The 16,918-nt window shown below is 46.2% G+C and carries 11 protein-coding genes and 1 pseudogene; 4 read left to right on the top strand and 8 right to left on the bottom strand.

What is annotated here, in order from left to right; all coding sequences use genetic code 11:
* Window positions 1-127: 127 nt before the first annotated feature.
* Entirely contained in the window at window positions 128-2,494 is a 2,367-nt protein-coding gene (locus NDI48_18255; GenBank protein MEP0833117.1) for a flotillin family protein, read from the bottom strand.
* Between the two features lie 472 nt (window positions 2,495-2,966).
* On the opposite strand from NDI48_18255, the gene NDI48_18250 reads away from it, so the two are divergent.
* Window positions 2,967-4,583: a response regulator gene (locus tag NDI48_18250; GenBank protein ID MEP0833116.1), complete on the top strand. Its 1,617-nt coding sequence runs from the start codon at window positions 2,967-2,969 to the stop codon at window positions 4,581-4,583.
* Window positions 4,584-4,751: 168 nt separating this feature from the next.
* Here NDI48_18250 and proB read toward each other — a convergent pair whose 3' ends face one another.
* Together proB and NDI48_18240 are read right to left on the bottom strand one after the other, a co-directional pair.
* On the bottom strand, window positions 4,752-5,864 hold the full coding sequence (gene proB, locus NDI48_18245) for a glutamate 5-kinase (protein ID MEP0833115.1): 1,113 nt from the start codon (window positions 5,862-5,864) through the stop codon (window positions 4,752-4,754).
* Between the two features lie 367 nt (window positions 5,865-6,231).
* Window positions 6,232-6,795, bottom strand: a complete 564-nt coding sequence (locus tag NDI48_18240) for a YqeG family HAD IIIA-type phosphatase (protein MEP0833114.1) — start codon at window positions 6,793-6,795, stop codon at window positions 6,232-6,234.
* A 352-nt stretch (window positions 6,796-7,147) separates the two neighbouring features.
* Between NDI48_18240 and NDI48_18235 the strand changes: the two genes are divergently transcribed.
* Window positions 7,148-7,309, top strand: coding sequence for a hypothetical protein (locus NDI48_18235; protein ID MEP0833113.1), 162 nt, complete (start codon window positions 7,148-7,150; stop codon window positions 7,307-7,309).
* Between the two features lie 72 nt (window positions 7,310-7,381).
* Here the strand turns inward: NDI48_18235 and mltG are convergent, their stop codons facing one another.
* The gene (mltG, locus tag NDI48_18230; protein ID MEP0833112.1) at window positions 7,382-8,470 is read right to left on the bottom strand and encodes an endolytic transglycosylase MltG; all 1,089 of its coding nucleotides are present in this window, start codon (window positions 8,468-8,470) and stop codon (window positions 7,382-7,384) included.
* A 64-nt stretch (window positions 8,471-8,534) separates the two neighbouring features.
* A complete protein-coding gene (locus NDI48_18225) occupies window positions 8,535-9,113 on the bottom strand; it encodes a DUF3727 domain-containing protein (protein MEP0833111.1) in 579 nt (192 codons plus the stop codon).
* Here NDI48_18225 and NDI48_18220 point away from each other — a divergent pair.
* Window positions 9,104-9,259 (top strand): hypothetical protein, encoded by a 156-nt coding sequence (locus tag NDI48_18220; GenBank protein ID MEP0833110.1) that lies wholly within the window; start codon window positions 9,104-9,106, stop codon window positions 9,257-9,259. The two genes, NDI48_18225 and NDI48_18220, sit on opposite strands and share 10 nt — an antisense overlap.
* A gap of 46 nt (window positions 9,260-9,305) precedes the next feature.
* On the opposite strand, the pseudogene NDI48_18215 reads toward NDI48_18220, so the two are convergent.
* Window positions 9,306-9,851 (bottom strand): annotated as a pseudogene (locus NDI48_18215) (alpha amylase C-terminal domain-containing protein).
* A 334-nt stretch (window positions 9,852-10,185) separates the two neighbouring features.
* On the opposite strand from NDI48_18215, the gene NDI48_18210 reads away from it, so the two are divergent.
* Window positions 10,186-10,875, top strand: a complete 690-nt coding sequence (locus NDI48_18210; protein MEP0833109.1) for a DUF2834 domain-containing protein — start codon at window positions 10,186-10,188, stop codon at window positions 10,873-10,875.
* 38 nt (window positions 10,876-10,913) lie between these two features.
* Here NDI48_18210 and NDI48_18205 read toward each other — a convergent pair whose 3' ends face one another.
* Window positions 10,914-12,251 carry an AAA-like domain-containing protein gene (locus NDI48_18205; GenBank protein ID MEP0833108.1) on the bottom strand — a complete coding sequence of 446 codons (1,338 nt, stop codon included), beginning with the start codon at window positions 12,249-12,251 and terminating at the stop codon, window positions 10,914-10,916.
* 338 nt (window positions 12,252-12,589) lie between these two features.
* On the bottom strand, window positions 12,590-16,363 hold the full coding sequence (locus NDI48_18200; GenBank protein ID MEP0833107.1) for a DUF4347 domain-containing protein: 3,774 nt from the start codon (window positions 16,361-16,363) through the stop codon (window positions 12,590-12,592).
* Between the last annotated feature and the right edge of the window lie 555 nt (window positions 16,364-16,918).

Here is a 16,918-nt window from a genome sequence, read left to right as displayed (position 1 = left end):
GGAACGCAGAGTTTTTGGAGCCAAATTCCTGTGAATTCCTATTGCTATTGAGAACGATTTGACCGATTAGAATCTCTCCTTCTCCCATCTAGTCTGGGAAGTGGTCAAACATTTTTGCCCAGATTCCCTAGTCGATTGATGGAGCATCCTGCGACAATTGGTCGAAGAATGAATCGATCGCTATTTTATGGGGAGGTAGTGGGGGTGCCTTTGTTCCCTGAGATTTGGGAGTTTGAGTGGCATGGGTTGACGGTGTGCTTTCTAAACGCGGAGACTGAGTTTGGGCGATTGGCTTTGCCACCGCCTCTTGGGCGATCGCAATTATTGGTTCGGTTTCCAACTCGGCGGTCATCGTTTCCGTGATCGGTGGCACAGGAGGCTTGGAGGGCGACTTCCCATTCCCATTGGATTTACTTGTCTGAGAACGAATCATCATCCCCAACAAGCCATCCACTAAGCCACCACCGCTGCCGTTTCCGCTAACGGCAACATCGGGGACAACGCGCACGTTGCGATCGCCGATAATCTGCATGAGTTGCAATGCAGTATAACCCTGTCCTCCCAAAGCATCGACACCGGCTTTGTATGCTTCGGCTTTGGCGTTACCCGTGACTCGAATCGCTTCTGCTTCCCCAGTGGATTCCTTCACTCTGGCATTGGCCTTGAGTTCCGCAATTTTAACCCCTTGTTCCGACTTCACCAAGTCTTGCTGAATATCTGCGATCGCGGTTTCTCTCACCAACTGTTGCCGCTGAGTTTGTGCCATTTGCTGCACTTCATACGTCTTGCGTTGTTCTTCCGCAATTTTGCGATCGGTTTGCGTCGTCATCAGCGTTGCTGGCGGCAAGATATCCCCAATCAGGGTATCGATCGCCTGTACATCATAGGCGCGAAGTGCGATTTTAATATACTCAGCCGCTTCCACTTGCCGTTCGGAACGTGCTGTGAGAAAGTCGAGTACCGTATAGGCTTGAGCGGAATTTCGGAAGTAATTTCCCACCGTGGGCTGCAACACATGGTCTACCAGATTTTGCATCGCACCGACGCGAGAAATCACCTTGGGTGCATCTAACGCCCCGACATGGATAATTTGAGCCACTTCCAAATCAAAGGCGAAGCCATCCTGAGAACGCACCGTGAGAGAGGAGAGTTTCGAGTCGTAGCTGTGCCGTTCCGTTCTGCCTGACCAATTCAGCACGATATTCGTGGTTGGCACCAGTTCAACTTTCAGAATGCGGGTATTGAGGGGATGTTTCCCTGGATAAAGCGGTGTTACCCACACGCCCTTATGCCCTGGTTCCACTAAATTGCCGTGGGTGAATGCTGCCCCACTGACATCTTCTTGCGCTTTGCCGACATAGGAAATCACCACACCGACATAGCCGATGGGAATTTCGGTCATCGCGACTTGCTCAACGCCCACGAACCAAGGGTTTAGGTTCCAAGAACCCGATAGCAGAACTTGCTCCTGTAAACCGCGTCGCCCACCGCCATCGATGAATTTTTGAGCATTCTGGAAATTATCGTGATGGGGGATAATCGGGCCTGCAATTTCCCCTTCTTCGATCGAGATACCGTCAAAGGTGGTGACAATGCCCACTTTGTCCGGAGAAATACTATACAGCCGCAACTGCTCCGGTTTCATGCCATGATGGTTGGCGTTGGCGGCGGTAATCACGGTGAATAAAGCCGTATTAATCCGGTAGGTTCCAGCGGTGAGGATACCCAACTGACGACCTTTTTCGCCACCCCCTTTGAGAAACTTCCGGGCATCTTGGAAATTATCGCAGGCGAGGACTTTCCCCAGAATGCGTTGCGCCGGGATGGAAGCACCATCGGCAGCTACCACGAGGGCAATTTCCCCTTGGGGGACAATACTCAGCGATTCTTTGCGAACGTTATATTGCCAAGGCCAATAACCCCAATGCCAACCGGGGGCGAGAGTATCCGCTTGATATCCCGCTTCGCCCTCCAAGGCAATCAAACGACCGGGTGGAAGTCCGCGACCGGAAAGGGCAAATTTCTTAACCACAATGCCGACTTCCCGTTCACTAATCACCACCAGTCCGCCGAACAACAGCGGCACAGCGATAATCAGACCCCCCACAACCATAATGGGGATGAGTCCTCCCAGGTCAAACAACTGCATCGCTTGATAGCGACTGTTACGGGTTTGCAGTTGGGCAAGAGTTGATGGAGTAGAATTGAGCCGCGCAGAGGCCGCAATCTTTGCCGATTGAGGATTGAGGTTGGTGTTAACCCTTGCTGTTGCAGTCAAAGGCAGAGTCGCAGAACTGACTTGAGTTAGGGTAGGTTTTAAAGTCGTTCCGACTGAAGCGAATGCCACCGTTGCCAAGGCGGAGGCCGCTATTTGCTTCAGCAGAGGATGCTTGAAGGTGATAGATTTCTGAAACGATTGGGCGGCTTGCGTGTAGGGCAATTGCCGCAGATGCATTAACAAAACCGAGCGTAAAAAAGTGTGGGGATTTTTCATTATTCCCTCCTAAAGGAGGAAGTATTAGGGTGTGTAGCCTATGAAATTCATCAGTCCCGCAGGGACTTACAAGAGTACCACAGTCAGCCGGAAGCCGGTTCCAGACACCGGCTCAATCTGTGATAAAAGTTTATATCGGGTCTCAGTTGTATATACCACAGGGTAGAGACAAGGAAGGCTTTGTCCTGACAGACGGCTGGGTTTAACTCATGGGAGAACGGCTATATTCTTGCCTACGCAATTCCGTTACATGTTGTAATGTACACAAGAGGCTCTGGCACACGCAAACTTGACAAATGGAAACATTAGGCTCAGAATTTTAAAATTTTTTAGGAGAGTTTTCCTCCAAGTAATTCATTACCGAGAGAAAAATCACTGGCCGATGAGCGAATGCTGAATGAGACTGTGGCTGATAAACCCGATTTCAAATACTTTTTATAAAATGACCCTTGAAGGAATTGCACCCAAAATCGTGAAAGCTAAAATTTTAATAGTTGAAGACGAAAATATTGTTGCTTTTAATATTCAAAATCGATTGGAAAGACTTGGATATATTGTAACCGCTGTGAGTTCTTCGGGAGAAGTTGCCCTGCAAAAGGTAGAACAAACTCACCCCGACTTAGTCTTAATGGATATTAAACTCAAAGGCATGATCGATGGTATCCAAGCTGCCGAACGAATACGTACCGAATTCCAAATTCCTGTCGTCTATTTAACGGCTTACACCGATGAGGAAACACTCAATCGTGCCAAACGCACAGAACCCTACGGTTATATTCTGAAGCCTTTTGAAGCGAGAGATTTAAATACAACTATTGAAATAGCTCTCTACAAACATCAGATAGAGCAGCAGCTTCGACAGAGAGAACAGTGGTTGGCAACGACACTTAAAAGTATTGGAGACGCCGTGATTACAACCGATTCACAGGGTGTAGTCACGTTTATGAATCCGGTTGCCGAAGCCCTTACTCGTTGGAACTCCGAAGAGGTTCTAGGGAATGCTTTGAGCCAATTTTTTCACGCCATCAACGAAAAAACGCGAGAGATTATTGAGAATCCGATCAACTTGGTTCTTCAAGAGGGAATTACGGTGGGTTTAGAAAACCACACCCTCCTGATTACCAAAGATGGTAGCGAAATTCCAATTGATGATAGTGCAGCACCGATCAAAAATGAAGAAGGTAACATTCTTGGGGCTGTATTAGTTTTTCATGACATGACTGAAAAACAGCAATTTCAATCTTTATTAGAAAAGACTAATGAAGAACTAGAACTTAGAGTGGCAGAGGGTATGAATCAATTAAGAGAAACGAATGAGCAACTTAGGCAAGAAATTGCTCGACGCCAGCGTTTAGAACAGGAATTGCGATTGGCTCTCGAAAAAGAGCGAGAACTTAATGACTTAAAATCTCGCATCATCGCGACGGTTTCACACGAGTACCGTACTCCCCTGACGACCATTTTGTCCTCAGCAGATCTACTAGAAAATTACGACTCGCGATTGACACTCGATAAAAAAAAGAAACATTTTCAACGCATTCAATCCTCTATTAAATACTTGACCAAGTTGGTTGAAGATATGCTGATTGTCAACCAAGCGGAAACGGGAAATCTAGAGTTTAGTCCGACTCTTGTGAATGTCGAACAGATTGCTCGTGAAATGGTCAACGAATATCAGGTGAATGCCGCAAATCTACACCCCATTCTTTTTGAGTGCCAAGGAAGCTGTACCCATGTCTTTCTAGATGAAAAGCTCGTACAATTAATCCTGAGAAACTTGCTTTCCAATGCGATTAAGTTTTCTCCGGATCACAACCCAATTCGGTTGGAGTTAACTTGCGAACCCAGCCAAGTGATTTTGCACCTATCAGACCAAGGAATTGGTATTCTCCCGACCGAAAAACCTTGGTTATTTAATCCCTTCTTTCGCGGCAGTAATATTGGTGTTACCCCTGGAGTTGGTTTAGGATTAGTAATTGTCAAGGAATGTGTGGACTTACACGGGGGCGAGATTCTTGTAGAAAGTGAAGTGGGTCAAGGCACAACGTTTACTGTCACCCTTCCCATACGGCAGCCCTCTCAGGAATAACGTTTTAGTCCTATGCAAGAGGACTTTTGCTGTTAGTCAGGAGTTTTTAACTCTTGGCAGAATTCTGCTCAAAACTGGCGCGATCGCACCCAACTTTTGTATGCTCAGCTATACAGCCTCAACATTAGATCATCCCCAAAAAACACCTACCCAGCCGCCAACTCAAGGCTAATTACTCAACACCAGGTTATCGCGATGCACCACCGTTTCAGCACCCCCATAGCCCAAAATCGTGGGAATATCCTCGGATTTGCGCCCTCGAATCTTCTGAAGTTCGCTGCTGCTGTAGTTAACCAATCCTCTAGCAATTTCTACGCCACTGCCGTCGCATAACTGTACCGCCTCGGAAGCGTGAAACTCCCCCTCAATGCCTGTAATCCCAGCCGCTAATAGAGATTTCCCCGCCTGACAAATTGCCGCTACAGCTCCATAATCAAGATACAGTTTACCCACAGGCACTAAACTGTGAGCAATCCAACGCTTACGGGCATTTTCAGTCCGAGGTTGGGGTTCAAACTGGGTACCGAGGGGTTCTCCCTGTAAAATTTTTTCGATCGATTCAGGGTATCGTCCTTCTGTGATTACAGTCCTCACACCGGCATTGGTGGCAATCCGCGCCGCTGAAATTTTGGTCACCATGCCACCCGTCCCCCACTGGGAGCCGGATTCTCCGGTTTGGATCTGAAGTTCGGCTAAGTGCTCCATGCTGTTTACCAGGGTAATGGGCTGAGCATCGGGTACCTGGCGTGGATCGGCGGAGTACAGCCGGTCTACATCCGTGAGCAAAAACAGCCAGTCGGCTTGAATTAGGCTAGCGACTAAAGCGCTGAGAGTATCGTTATCTCCGAACTTGAGTTCCTCAACAGCAACGGTGTCATTTTCATTCACAATCGGGATCACCCCTAATTGGAGCAGTTCTCGAAATGTCCCGTAGGCATTGACATAGCAACTCCGCTGAATGAAGTCACGGCGGCTGAGGAGGATTTGTGCGATTGGTTGTTGCAAGCTGGTAAAGAAATCGTCGTAAATTCGCATCAAGCGTCCCTGTCCGACTGCTGCCACGGCTTGTTTGAGAGCCATTGTCTGAGGTCGGGACTTTAACCCCAACCGCGCACAACCAACACCCACAGCCCCAGAGGTCACTAGAACGATGCCATGACCTGAGGAGCGTAGATGCGTGAGAGTTTCAACGAGCTTGGCAATGGTTGAGAGTGCTAGCTGACCGGTTTGTGGTTGGGTAAGGCTGGAGGTACCAACTTTAACAACAATCGTTTGGGACATGAGGCGATGTTGAAGGTTGAAGATTGGAATGTGAGAAGGTTAGACAAATAACTTTATAACTTGCTCAGGTGCAACTTGCTAACGGACAACTCCCGATTACCCTCTGGAGAAAAGATTTGTTACATTTGATGATCTACAATTCTCGACTGGGAATGCTTGTAAAATTAACACCTACAAGGGTATAGGTTAAAATTTTTTTAAACAGACAAAACTCTAGAGCGCCCAGCTCATATCGGTTTTAAGCTGGACACTCTAGAGATTTATTAGGGTTTTAATATGTTTAGGGTCTTTATATGGGCTGACCCCATTTGAACTAATGTAAATATCTCATGACTTTCTCAGCGTTTACACTATCGTAATGTTTTCTTTATGTTTCTGATTTTCTTGATTCGTCATGTTTTTTGAAGTTTTGTTTCTGAGCTGGGATTGAGACACCTAAGGCTTGCGTCAGCCAAACTTCAAAGTCATGAGTTGGATATGAAGGCTCAGTGACGCTGGGGTCTACCATTGGTTCGACAAGGATGGTGAACATCCCCAGACGATTTCCGGCCAGCACGTCCGTGAACAAGCGATCGCCGACCATGGCGACCTGCTCTACGGGGAGATTCATCGCTGTTGCGGCTTGTTTTAACTTTCGCCGCGAGGGTTTGCTAGCCGCCAAGATGTAAGGCAAATTGAGGGAATTAGCAATACTGCGAATCCGACTCTCGCTGAGATTGTTACTGACTAGCCACAGGGACACCACTTGTCGAATTTGCTCTACCCACTCTCTGAGTTCCGCAGACGCCTCTTGAGAGCGTAGAGGGACTAAAGTTTCATCAACATCCAGAACTAAACCTCTAATCTGATATTTCTGTAAGATTTCTGGGGTGAGACCTAGGATAGGGCCACCAAGAATTAAATCGGGTTGTAAGTAAGATAGCCAAGACATGAGGATTGATTAAATGCTTAAGATTTGGAAAAAATTGAGAGATTTGAAACGTTTAATCCCAGTTGGGGGATGAACTTGTCTAATTTAAATTTCTGAAACCCCTAATGGCAAGGCTGTTAAAATCTAAAATCTCAAATTCTCGCATCCAAAATGGTATAACCTAAACGCATCTTACTCACTTGCTCTGGCAATGCCCAATCTGGAGGAAGTAAGATTTTGGGGTTTCCCCATGGTTGGTGTTTTTATGGGGTGAGCCGGAAAGCCCGCCCTAGTGCAAGGCGGCGAAAGTTCCCCACCAGCTAGGTGGAAGGAGTGGGGGAGTGGGAGATTGGGACTGGAACTAAACGTGAGGATGGGAGAAACACCTACAAAAAAACTGGTGGATTATTTCTGCCAGTCTGCACTAGTGCAAAAAGGCAGAAGGCAGGAGGCAGAAGGCAGAAGCAACATTGCTTGTACAGTAAGCCTTATTGCCTTTGTCAACTGGATAGTTATTTCCGCCGCGCTGCACTAGAGTTCTAGCGGTGTGCGCCCTGGCTCACAAGCAGAGGAAATGCCCCACTCAATCAGCGTTCGTGAGGAACGATTAAGAGGCGGGTTTTTGCTGGGAGTTAATTTGTTGGCGAATGGCAGCTGTAGCGGCTTGGTGTTCGGCTAGGGTTTTACTAAAAACGTGAGAGCCATCATACCGGGCAACGAAGAAAACATAATCGGTCTTTTCGGGATAGAGAGCGGCTTTTAAGCTGGCTACACCCGGACTCGCAATGGGTGTCGGGGGGAGTCCAGGGTTGAGATAGGTGTTGTAGGGAGAAGGGGTTTTCACCTGGGCAAAGGTTAGGGGTTGCTCCATGGTTTGTCGAATGCCTAACCCATACTCAACCGTTGGATCGGTTTCGAGTTTCATCCCTTTTTGTAAACGGCCGGTAAAAACACCAGCAATGCGTGGGCGTTCGGTAGCAATTACCGCCTCTTTTTCCACAATGCTGGCTAAGGTAACCCACTGGAAAAGGGTAAGTTTAGTTTGATTTCGTCCCTGTTCATACAAGGGTAGCGCCACCTGCTCAAAGCGGCTGAGCATTTGTTGGACCACTTGTGAGGCAGACATGCGATCGCTCGGCAACTGATAGGTGTCTGGGTACAAAAACCCTTCCAGATGGGGCAAGTTATCGGGTAACCAGGGGTACTTATCCTTGGGAATTTGGCTTGCGGCATTGAGAAAGTCTTGCGCTTTGAAATATCCTAGGGATTCAAAGTAAGTGGCCATCTGCTGGAGCGACCAACCTTCGGGAATGGTGAACGAGACTTCCATCACCTCACCCGCCCAAATTTTGTCGGCGATCGCAGTTAGAGGTTGTGCGGGTGATAGTTTGTAAGTCCCCGCTTTAAAGCCACCCTGCTTATCCTGAAACCGCAGCCAATACGTCCACAGTTTCCAAGCTTGGTAAGAACGAATTACACCAGCCGCCTCCAGATCTTTGCCAATCTTCTGAGCTGCTGTTCCTGGGGGAATCTGAATTTGTACGGCTTTATCCTCCCCGGCCTTTGAGGATGGACTGATCACAGGTGACTGCGCCCAGCTCCACCACTCCCACCCCTGCCATGCACCCATGAAGAGTACTGCTGGCAGGAGAGCCAGATAAAATAACCATTTGGATATGCTACTGACCGCTTTCATAACCTGGTGCCGTAAATAATCACTTTCCCCTGAGAGGTTTTACCGTCCTGGGAGAAGCTTTGCTCTATTCGAGATCATCAAAGAGCAATTCTTCTAGCAAGGGCTGCACTTTTTTGAACTCCTCCGGGGAAAGCAACACAGGTTGACCTGTTTTGTCCCGTTGTGCAAAAAATAGCAGGGGATCGAGGGGAGTGTAAATTCCATACTCCTGTTCCTCATGATAGAAGCTTGCCAGATATTGGAATTGCTCTGGCTCTAATTCGACCTCGTCTTCTTCAATTTCAATGGTGAGAATCTCCTCCTCATCCACAGCAGGCAGTTCACCTTCCACCGTGAGAGTATAGGCTGTGCGCTTGAGCGTCAGATTTTGTTCAGCCAGAACCGCTTGAGCATCCGAGAAGATGAGGTCAATTTCAGCGTCATCTTCAATGAGAGTGGCATCGGCTTCTTCTTCTTCATCGCTTTCATCCCACGCAACAATCTCGACGGGTGCGTCTACCGGTAGGAGCAAAAGGTATTCACTACCGTCTACTTCAAGGGAATGCTCAATATAACAATTGAGCGATCGTCCAGCTTCATCCGTCAGCGTAACACTCGTATTACCGGATGACCCATTCTCTTGGGGAAATTCAGATGAGAACATGGCAGATAGGCTGCTATATAGGCTCGAAAGGGATGGGAAAAGCGCCAACCTCCGTTGTAACAAGACGCTGGGGAGCCGGTCGCAACCATCAGGATATCACGATGCATGAGCCTGAAGTTGAGAAATGGGTCATGGGTCATGGGTAATCGCTCATGGCAAGGGATGGGGATTGGTTTTTGGGATTGGGGAAGCTCACTGACAGACGAAAACTTTTGCTTCGTAGCCTCCGATATCAATCCGGATGCCCTCTTCCCGTGCGGCTACGTCATAGTTGCCCATCCACTCATGCCAAGTCCCAGCGTCTGGAAAATTAGGGACATGGTACTGATTCAGAACATTATCAGAGAAATTCGTAATCACAACAACACGAGAACTTGCATCACTTCCACGAACGTAAGCTAACACTTTAGCCTCTGGATTTTCGTGGCAAAACTCAATATAGTTCCCTTGAAGCGCTGGATGTTGTTTGCGTAGGGCAATGAGTTTTTTGTAATACTCGAATAAATCTCGATTCAAGTCTCTTCCCAACAACGGCCATGCAATTTTATTCGGTTGAGTCACCTTTTCACTTTTGCGCTTATGCTCACCGAATTCTTCTCCCATCCAGAGCATTGGCACCCCCATTGCCGTCATTAATAAGACAGCGGCTAACTTGGCTCGCCTAAATGCGGCTTCGTCAAAAATTCCGCGCTCACCTAATTCTCTGAATAGATGTTCGCGATCGTGCGTTGCCAAATAATATTTTCTAAAGTCAGGGATGGATCTAACTACAGAAATATTTTTTAGGGTTACATTCAACGGTCAAAAAGATAAGTCTCACGGTGAATACACAGGTGCTAAAAATATAGAAATGAAGGCATATTTCAGCGCTCGCAACTAGCAAAGGCAAGAGATACGCTTCAGAATCGACAAACTAAAACTTGACTAAAGACAGACGTATTTTATTCCGCCTCAGCCTTAGAGTGAATGAAATAAAAAGCACATGGTTAAGACGTTCATCCCATTTTTAGTAAGAGCTTTAGAATTTTGAGTCAATTCTTAGCGTTTGAAAGAATGAATTTAAATTATGATGATGGTTAGAAAAATTGTCTTGTTTTTAATATGGGTAGGGTTTGTCACCTACACTATAGGGCTAGCGCCCCTTGATCAACCCGATACCTGGCCTCTGGTCAAAAAGCTATTAACGCTTCAGTGGCGAGACGTTAACGCTATCCTCTTTGCTATTTTCTGGCTAATGGGTGTCTGGCCTATGATCTATGCTTGCCTGATGTTCGCTGATGGCAGAATGCAAAACTTCCGGGTTTGGCCTTATTTTATTGGGTCAAATGGAACCGGAGTACTTTGTCTGCTGCCCTATTTAATTTTACGGAAACCGAATCAAGAATTCTCCGGAAAAAAGGATAAGTGGTTGCGAATTTTAGATAGGCGCTCAACTGGTGTTTTTCTCCTACTGATTACCATTGGTCTATTCGCCTACGCTATCCTGGCTGGAGATTGGGGAGATTATATACAGCTATTCCAAACAAGGCACTTTGTTCACCTGATCAGTCTGGATTTTTGTTTAATGTGTCTGATATTTCCCTTAACCTCATTGTTTGATGATGACATGGCAAGGCGAGGTCTCATAGATGCTCGTATCTTTTGGGCTGTGGCGCTGGTACCTCTGTTTGGCCCACTCGTCTATCTCTGCCTGCGTCCGTCTTTGCCAGAAACTGACTCCGAACGAGTCAACAGGGGAGAGATGGCTTTAGAAGGTAGTTGAAAGCTAGGTTTTTACGTGTAAGGTACGTGGCAGCCTATTTAAGAGCGATCGCCAAAATACTGCTGATACAAATTACAGCTAGTCATTGCTAGCTTGTCTTCCATTTTCACCAGCCCAATACTGTGCAACTTGAACGCCTGTACCTGCTCCAACTCAATGGGAGCTTTTGCCTTTAAAACCTTCTCAAACGCTGCCGCTAGTTCCGAATTCTGTTGTAAATACCACGATTTTTGGTGCAGGTGTTCGCTGTAAATCCCAGTATCTGAAGCAGCCGTTTGTAGCAGTTCCTCCAACGTCAAACTCTCTTGAGCCAGATGGTATAAAGCCAAACGCAAGAGATAAGGATGACCGGCTACTAACCACATAAGCTGAGCTAAATCATCGATTGATAGATCGAGTCGATGACGCTGGGCTACATCCTGTACCTGCTCCCAGGTAAATGAGTCCAACTGAATTTGTATCCCTACCTTAAATGGAGATTTATTAATATTTAGAGACACATAAGCTTCTGTGCAATTAACAACTACCAAGCGGAGTTTTTGCCAAATTTTGTTGTCTTTTGATTCTTCATGCCAAGAACGCAAAAGTGATAAAAAATCTTGGGCAATTTGCGGATTTTGAAAAATTTCATTCACCTCATCCATTGCTAAGAAAAAGGGGCAATTGATTTGTTCTAATAGATAGTCTTGAAAATAGTTTGTGCAGCTCGCCTTACTGCCCAAATCTTCATACCAATAGTCATCCAATTTGGGATTTAGTTTTAGTTTATGACTGACTTCCCAGGCAAACCACCGCAACAACTTATCTAGGTTTGTGAGAATCGATTGATCTGCTCTGTGCAAGTTCAAGCTGGCTGTTTGATAGCCTAGCCTTGTTGCATAAGCAAGAATCCTTCCCAACAAAGAAGTTTTGCCCATTTGCTTGGGTGCTTGGATATGGATAAAGGCTCCTGGTTTAACAATTTCTGCATAGCACCTGCTTTCGTGGGGAACTCGCTCTATGTAAAATGGGGAACTTAGAGAAACTCGTCCCTCTGGAAATTCTAAGTCCATCAATTCTAGCATTGGTGGCTCAATCAGGTTATCACTTTTACTCAAAACTTGGTTTAACCACTGCCTTTCTACGATAGAACGAAAATTAATTTTACTGACTTTTTCGCCTAATATCTCTGACAAGAGACGCCAGAGCTGAGGAGCAACTGTTTGCTGGATATAACTAGCAGAATATTCTAATTCTTTAGCAAATTCTTCATAGGTTTTTCTGGAATCTTGCCAAAATTGCTGTAATACAGCTTTTTGAATATTATTGAGAGATTTCCCTGTTTTTACATAAATTAATTTTTCGATAAAATCTAAGCCGTCATGGCTCTCTTTCATGGCTATTGAACTAGAAATATACATTTCAAGATTGGTAGCTCCAACGAACTACTCCAAGCAAGGTTAAAATTCAAAACCTAATTTAACCAAAAATCAAATTATTTTTTATTTCTTCATAAGAAGCCTAAAAATATAAATTTGATTTTTTATTTTGGTATTCTATATTTAACAGGGAATAATTCCAATAGTAAACAGAGAAAAAGTAAAGAAAAAGTAAGGGAAAAGCAATAATCCAGCATGAGCAAAGAACTCATGCTGGGTCGGAGACTATGATGGCGATAGCGATCGCACCCAACAGGATTGGTGTTACAGAGTACCAAGCGGTTGGGCGATCGAGATTAAACAGCTATGAAGTTAGCCTGAGTAAGAGTTGTGGTATCAAACCCAGTCAGAGTCGCTAAAACTTCAGTGCCTCTGAGAATGTTGTTGGCTTGGAAGGTCAGTTCGCCAAACGTCAGACCTTCAGATAGACCAATGCGATCGCCTTGACCTAAACTGAAGTCGGTAATCGTATCATTGGCTCCATTTTTAGCGATCGCAAAGATATCGCTGCCAGTGCCTCCCGTTAAAGTGTCAGGACTATTACCGCCAATTAGCAAGTCATTGCCATCGCCACCGACAAGAACATCTTCGCCATTGCCACCGAGTAGGGTATCGTTACCGACACCGCCATTAAGAGTATCTTTCCCGTTGCCGCCGTCCAGTAGGTCGTCACCTGCAAATCCGTTCAGGGTATCCTGACCATTACCGCCCCTGAAAATATCGTTGCCTGAGGTACCGTCGAGCAAATCGTCTTTGTTGGTGCCATCTAAGGTTTTACCTACAGCTACTGTGACAGTAGCCGTGGCAGTTCCACCATTGCCGTCATTGATGGTGTAGTTAAAGCTATCAGTGCCACTGAAGCTATTGTTAGGAGTGTAAGTGAGGAAGTCATCGGACAGAATTGAGGCAGTGCCGTTGTTATTGATTTGGACAGTGCCGTTGCTGGGATTGGTGCCAAGGCTCAAGCTGAGAGAGTTACCCTCGATATCGCTGTCGTTTGCCAGCACACTGATATTCACGGCTGTGTTTTGACTGGTGGTTGTCGTGTCACCCGTCGCTACTGGGGCATCATTGACAGGTATAAAGCTGCCTGCGGGGATACTCACAGTGGCTGGGGTGGTATTCAACGCACCATCGCTGACACTGACGGCATAGCTAGGTGGGTTTTCGCCTCCATCATGGGTGAACTGCACCAGTCCGTTATTAATCGCGTCTTGGCTAAAGCTGACAGTACCGTTGCTATTAGTTGTGACGCCAGTACCGCTAAAGCTGCCACTGCTGATGTTGCTAATGGTGTATAGCAGTTGAGCTGGTGTATTATCTGAATCGCTGGTGTTCAGGTTGGTGCTGCTTAGGGTAACTGTGCCACCTTCAGTGATGGTAAGAGTGTTGGTTGCTAGTACAGGGGCATCGTTGACGGGAGTGAAGCTGCCTGCGGGGATAGTCACAGTTGCTGGGGTGGTGTTCAATGCACCATCACTGACACTGACGGCATAGCTGGGCGGGTTTTCACCTCCATCATGGGTGAACTGCACCAGTCCATTATTAATCGCCTCTTGGCTAAAGCTGACACTACCGTTGCTATTGTTAGTGACGCCAGTACCGCTAAAGCTGCCGCCACTGATGTTGCTGATGGTGTAGAGCAGTTGCGCTGGAGTATTATCCGGGTCGTTGGTGTTGAGGTTGGTGCTGCTTAGGGTAACCGTGCCACCTTCTGTGATGCTTAGGGTGTTGGTTGTGAGTACAGGTGCATCGTTGACACCATTAATAGTGAGAGTCGCCGTTTGGGAAACACTACCACCATTGCCATCAATGATGTTGTAGCTGTAAGTAATGACCTCATTCTCCCCAGCAGACAGACTATTGTACGCGCTGGGATCGACGCTCAGACTGTTGCCGTTAATTGTTACACCCGCCGCATTGCCACTCGTAAGGGTGAGGTTGGTCGCGTTGAGAGTGTCACCAGCATTAGGGTCAGACGCATTAGCCAGCAGATTAACGCTCAAAGGAGCGTCATCTTCAGTTGCAGATACCGTCACTGGAGCACTAAGGGTTGGTGGAGTATTGGAGGGAGGTTGGACTTCAAAAGCCCCGATATCGACAGAGCTACCGTAAAGCCTTGTAAAACCTGAGTCTCTCTGATCAAACGGGATAGACTCAGTTTTATTTCCATCTCCATCTAAATCGGCAGTATCAGCAGGGATACTGGTATTACTACCTGCATTAATAGCAAGGCTGCCAGAAAGTAGAGCATGGGTCAGAGTTGAACCCCCATTGTTAGCCAGGGGAGCTAGTAAGGCATCGACTGGATTTGCAGCAGAGCCAATTAAACCTCCAGCAACAAAGTTACTGCCAGTATTGATGCCAATCAGGTTATTGCCTTGGTTATTAAAAATTCCAGAGACATCGGGATTTTCAGTTGCTGTATTAGCATTGGGACTATCGAAATTTCCAGCAATGATGGTGTTTTTAACGTTAACAGTTCCAGTATTTCTGGCAACTCCGCCACCGTTACCCGAACCGTTATTGTCGTTGTCAGCAATATTGTTAGTAATGGTGCTGTTCAACAAATTCATCACTGCACCGGACAAATCGTTGTAGATACCACCACCGTTATTATTGGAGCGGTTACCCGAAACAGTGGAGTTACTTACTGTAAAAGTGCCCGATTGATGGTAAATTCCACCACCGCTATTACCCGCCGTGTTGTTAAAGATGGTGCTATTGATAACATTTACTTGATGGTAGCGGTTTGAAATACCACCACCCAAATCAGTAGCCGTATTGTCAGAAACTGTGCTATTGGTAACATTAATGATGCCACCTTGAGCATTATTGTTAATACCACCACCACTTGCGGCAGAGTTTCCCGTTATCTGACTATCGATGATGTTAATTGTGGTGGCAGTGTTAAGCAAAATACCACCACCGAGTCCTCCGGGAGCAGTATTATTTGCAAAAGTGCTGTTGACTACATTTGCAGCACCAGTACCATTAACCCACAGCCCAGCTCCATTGCTTCCTCTATTACCGGAGACAACAGTGTTAGTGAGATTCAGCGTTCCAGCACCTTGATAAAAAATACCACCGGCCAAATTGCTAACACCATTTGTAACCGTCAAGCTGCTCAAGTTAACGTTTGCACCTGTGATATTGAAGATGCCAAAGTTAGATGCACTGGAGCTTCTGGCAATGCTCAAATTGCTGGCTCCGGTTCCCGTAATTGTGGTGTCGCCTGTAATATTGAGCGTTCCAGAAGTCAGGTTTATGGTGTCGGGAGTTGCATCGGTGAAGATGGAACCTGAAAACTCGATTGTGTCTGCTCCTGCCGCTGCGTTTGCATCTAAGATCGCCTGCCGCAATGAACCGGCACCACTATCGTTGGTATTCGTGACGCTAAAAGTCGCCAACACATGGCTGTAAGCCGTCTGTGTCCAGGGTTGAAAAACTTCTGAAGCCTCACTACTTCCAGTATTAAACTCTAGCTCCCAGTTGCCACCTCGTTCAGAGGAACCTGTCAGCGTTGCTGAAGCCGCGATCGCTGCTCCAGTTAGCTCACTCAAGCGGTGGATAAAGGCTTGTCCGCGATCGCCTTTTGCTACCTCACAACCGTAAATCAACACTTCAGCATCGGAAGCTAGCCAATCTGCCCAGCTTAAAAGTTCGCTTCCATACTGATTCAGCGTTTCTAGACTCAGTTCGCGATTACCGATATAAATTGCACCGGGAGCGCCATGAGAGACAATATGGATACTGCCAATTCTCTGCCGTTGCGCCAGTGCCCGACTAATTTGCTCCACCCCATCCTGTGTGGAGTCGAGGACAACCACCTCAATTCCTGATGCCACTCCCGCAACCAAACTTTGGTAATCGTCTAATCCCGAATCAATAAAGGCAATTCCACTCAAAACTTGCCGAACTTCATCAACATTCTGCTTGTGTGAAGCGACTCTGCAACCCGAATCAGAGATAGCGATTTCATCGTTTCTGCGAGAGCGAAGTGCCGTACCTATTTCCCAGCTCATTCCATCCTGTGAATTGTCATTCTGAATTGTCGTGAAAAATTCCATAATTGATAAATGCCTCTAGTTCTTGTGTTTTCTTGAGTTTGGTTAGTTAGTACAGGCAAAAAAAACAGCAGAAATGAACGCCAACCTCACTTCGAGGAGAACGCAATGAACACTTAGCGTCATGCCAACGCCAAGAGATGAAATCTCAGACAAGTTGAGATTACTTTTATTTACACCAACCTGATTGGTGCAAAATTCTCAGTGGGTGTCAGGGCAACCATGCCCCATCCCAAAACAATTACCTACAAACCCTTATTGTTTTAGGGAGTGAATCTATACCTTTGGAACAACAGGATATTTTCAACAGTGAATTTCCTGAGAGTGATGATTTGTGTGAACCTTTAACTTTATTGAGTTTTCCCAGTATCTTCAATCAGTTCAACAATGTCGATATATAAAAGTTCGTACATTTGGCAATTTGCTCACAAGCCTATCTTTATGAATCTTTAAAAGAATCAGCGGTGACTTCTTATACTCTTTAAATAGGTGGATTGACAATTCTTTGTTTTTGTAGATATTGCTAAAAACACACAAAATATTTGATAAGTCAATATA

This window comes from Microcoleus sp. AS-A8, assembly GCA_039962225.1.
Lineage (GTDB): Bacteria > Cyanobacteriota > Cyanobacteriia > Cyanobacteriales > Coleofasciculaceae > Allocoleopsis.
This window is presented reverse-complemented; position numbering and strand designations above follow the sequence as displayed.

Bases quoted from the DNA above. Each gene is read 5' to 3' on its own strand.
- NDI48_18205 (MEP0833108.1), bottom strand. From the start codon at position 12,251: ATGAAAGAGAGCCATGACGGCTTAGATTTTATCGAAAAATTAATTTAT.
- NDI48_18240 (MEP0833114.1), bottom strand. From the start codon at position 6,795: ATGTCTTGGCTATCTTACTTACAACCCGATTTAATTCTTGGTGGCCCT.
- NDI48_18235 (MEP0833113.1), top strand. From the start codon at position 7,148: ATGGGAGAAACACCTACAAAAAAACTGGTGGATTATTTCTGCCAGTCT.
- NDI48_18210 (MEP0833109.1), top strand. From the start codon at position 10,186: ATGGTTAGAAAAATTGTCTTGTTTTTAATATGGGTAGGGTTTGTCACC.
- NDI48_18225 (MEP0833111.1), bottom strand. From the start codon at position 9,113: ATGTTCTCATCTGAATTTCCCCAAGAGAATGGGTCATCCGGTAATACG.
- proB (MEP0833115.1), bottom strand. From the start codon at position 5,864: ATGTCCCAAACGATTGTTGTTAAAGTTGGTACCTCCAGCCTTACCCAA.
- mltG (MEP0833112.1), bottom strand. From the start codon at position 8,470: ATGAAAGCGGTCAGTAGCATATCCAAATGGTTATTTTATCTGGCTCTC.
- NDI48_18255 (MEP0833117.1), bottom strand. From the start codon at position 2,494: ATGAAAAATCCCCACACTTTTTTACGCTCGGTTTTGTTAATGCATCTG.
- NDI48_18220 (MEP0833110.1), top strand. From the start codon at position 9,104: ATGAGAACATGGCAGATAGGCTGCTATATAGGCTCGAAAGGGATGGGA.
- NDI48_18200 (MEP0833107.1), bottom strand. From the start codon at position 16,363: ATGGAATTTTTCACGACAATTCAGAATGACAATTCACAGGATGGAATG.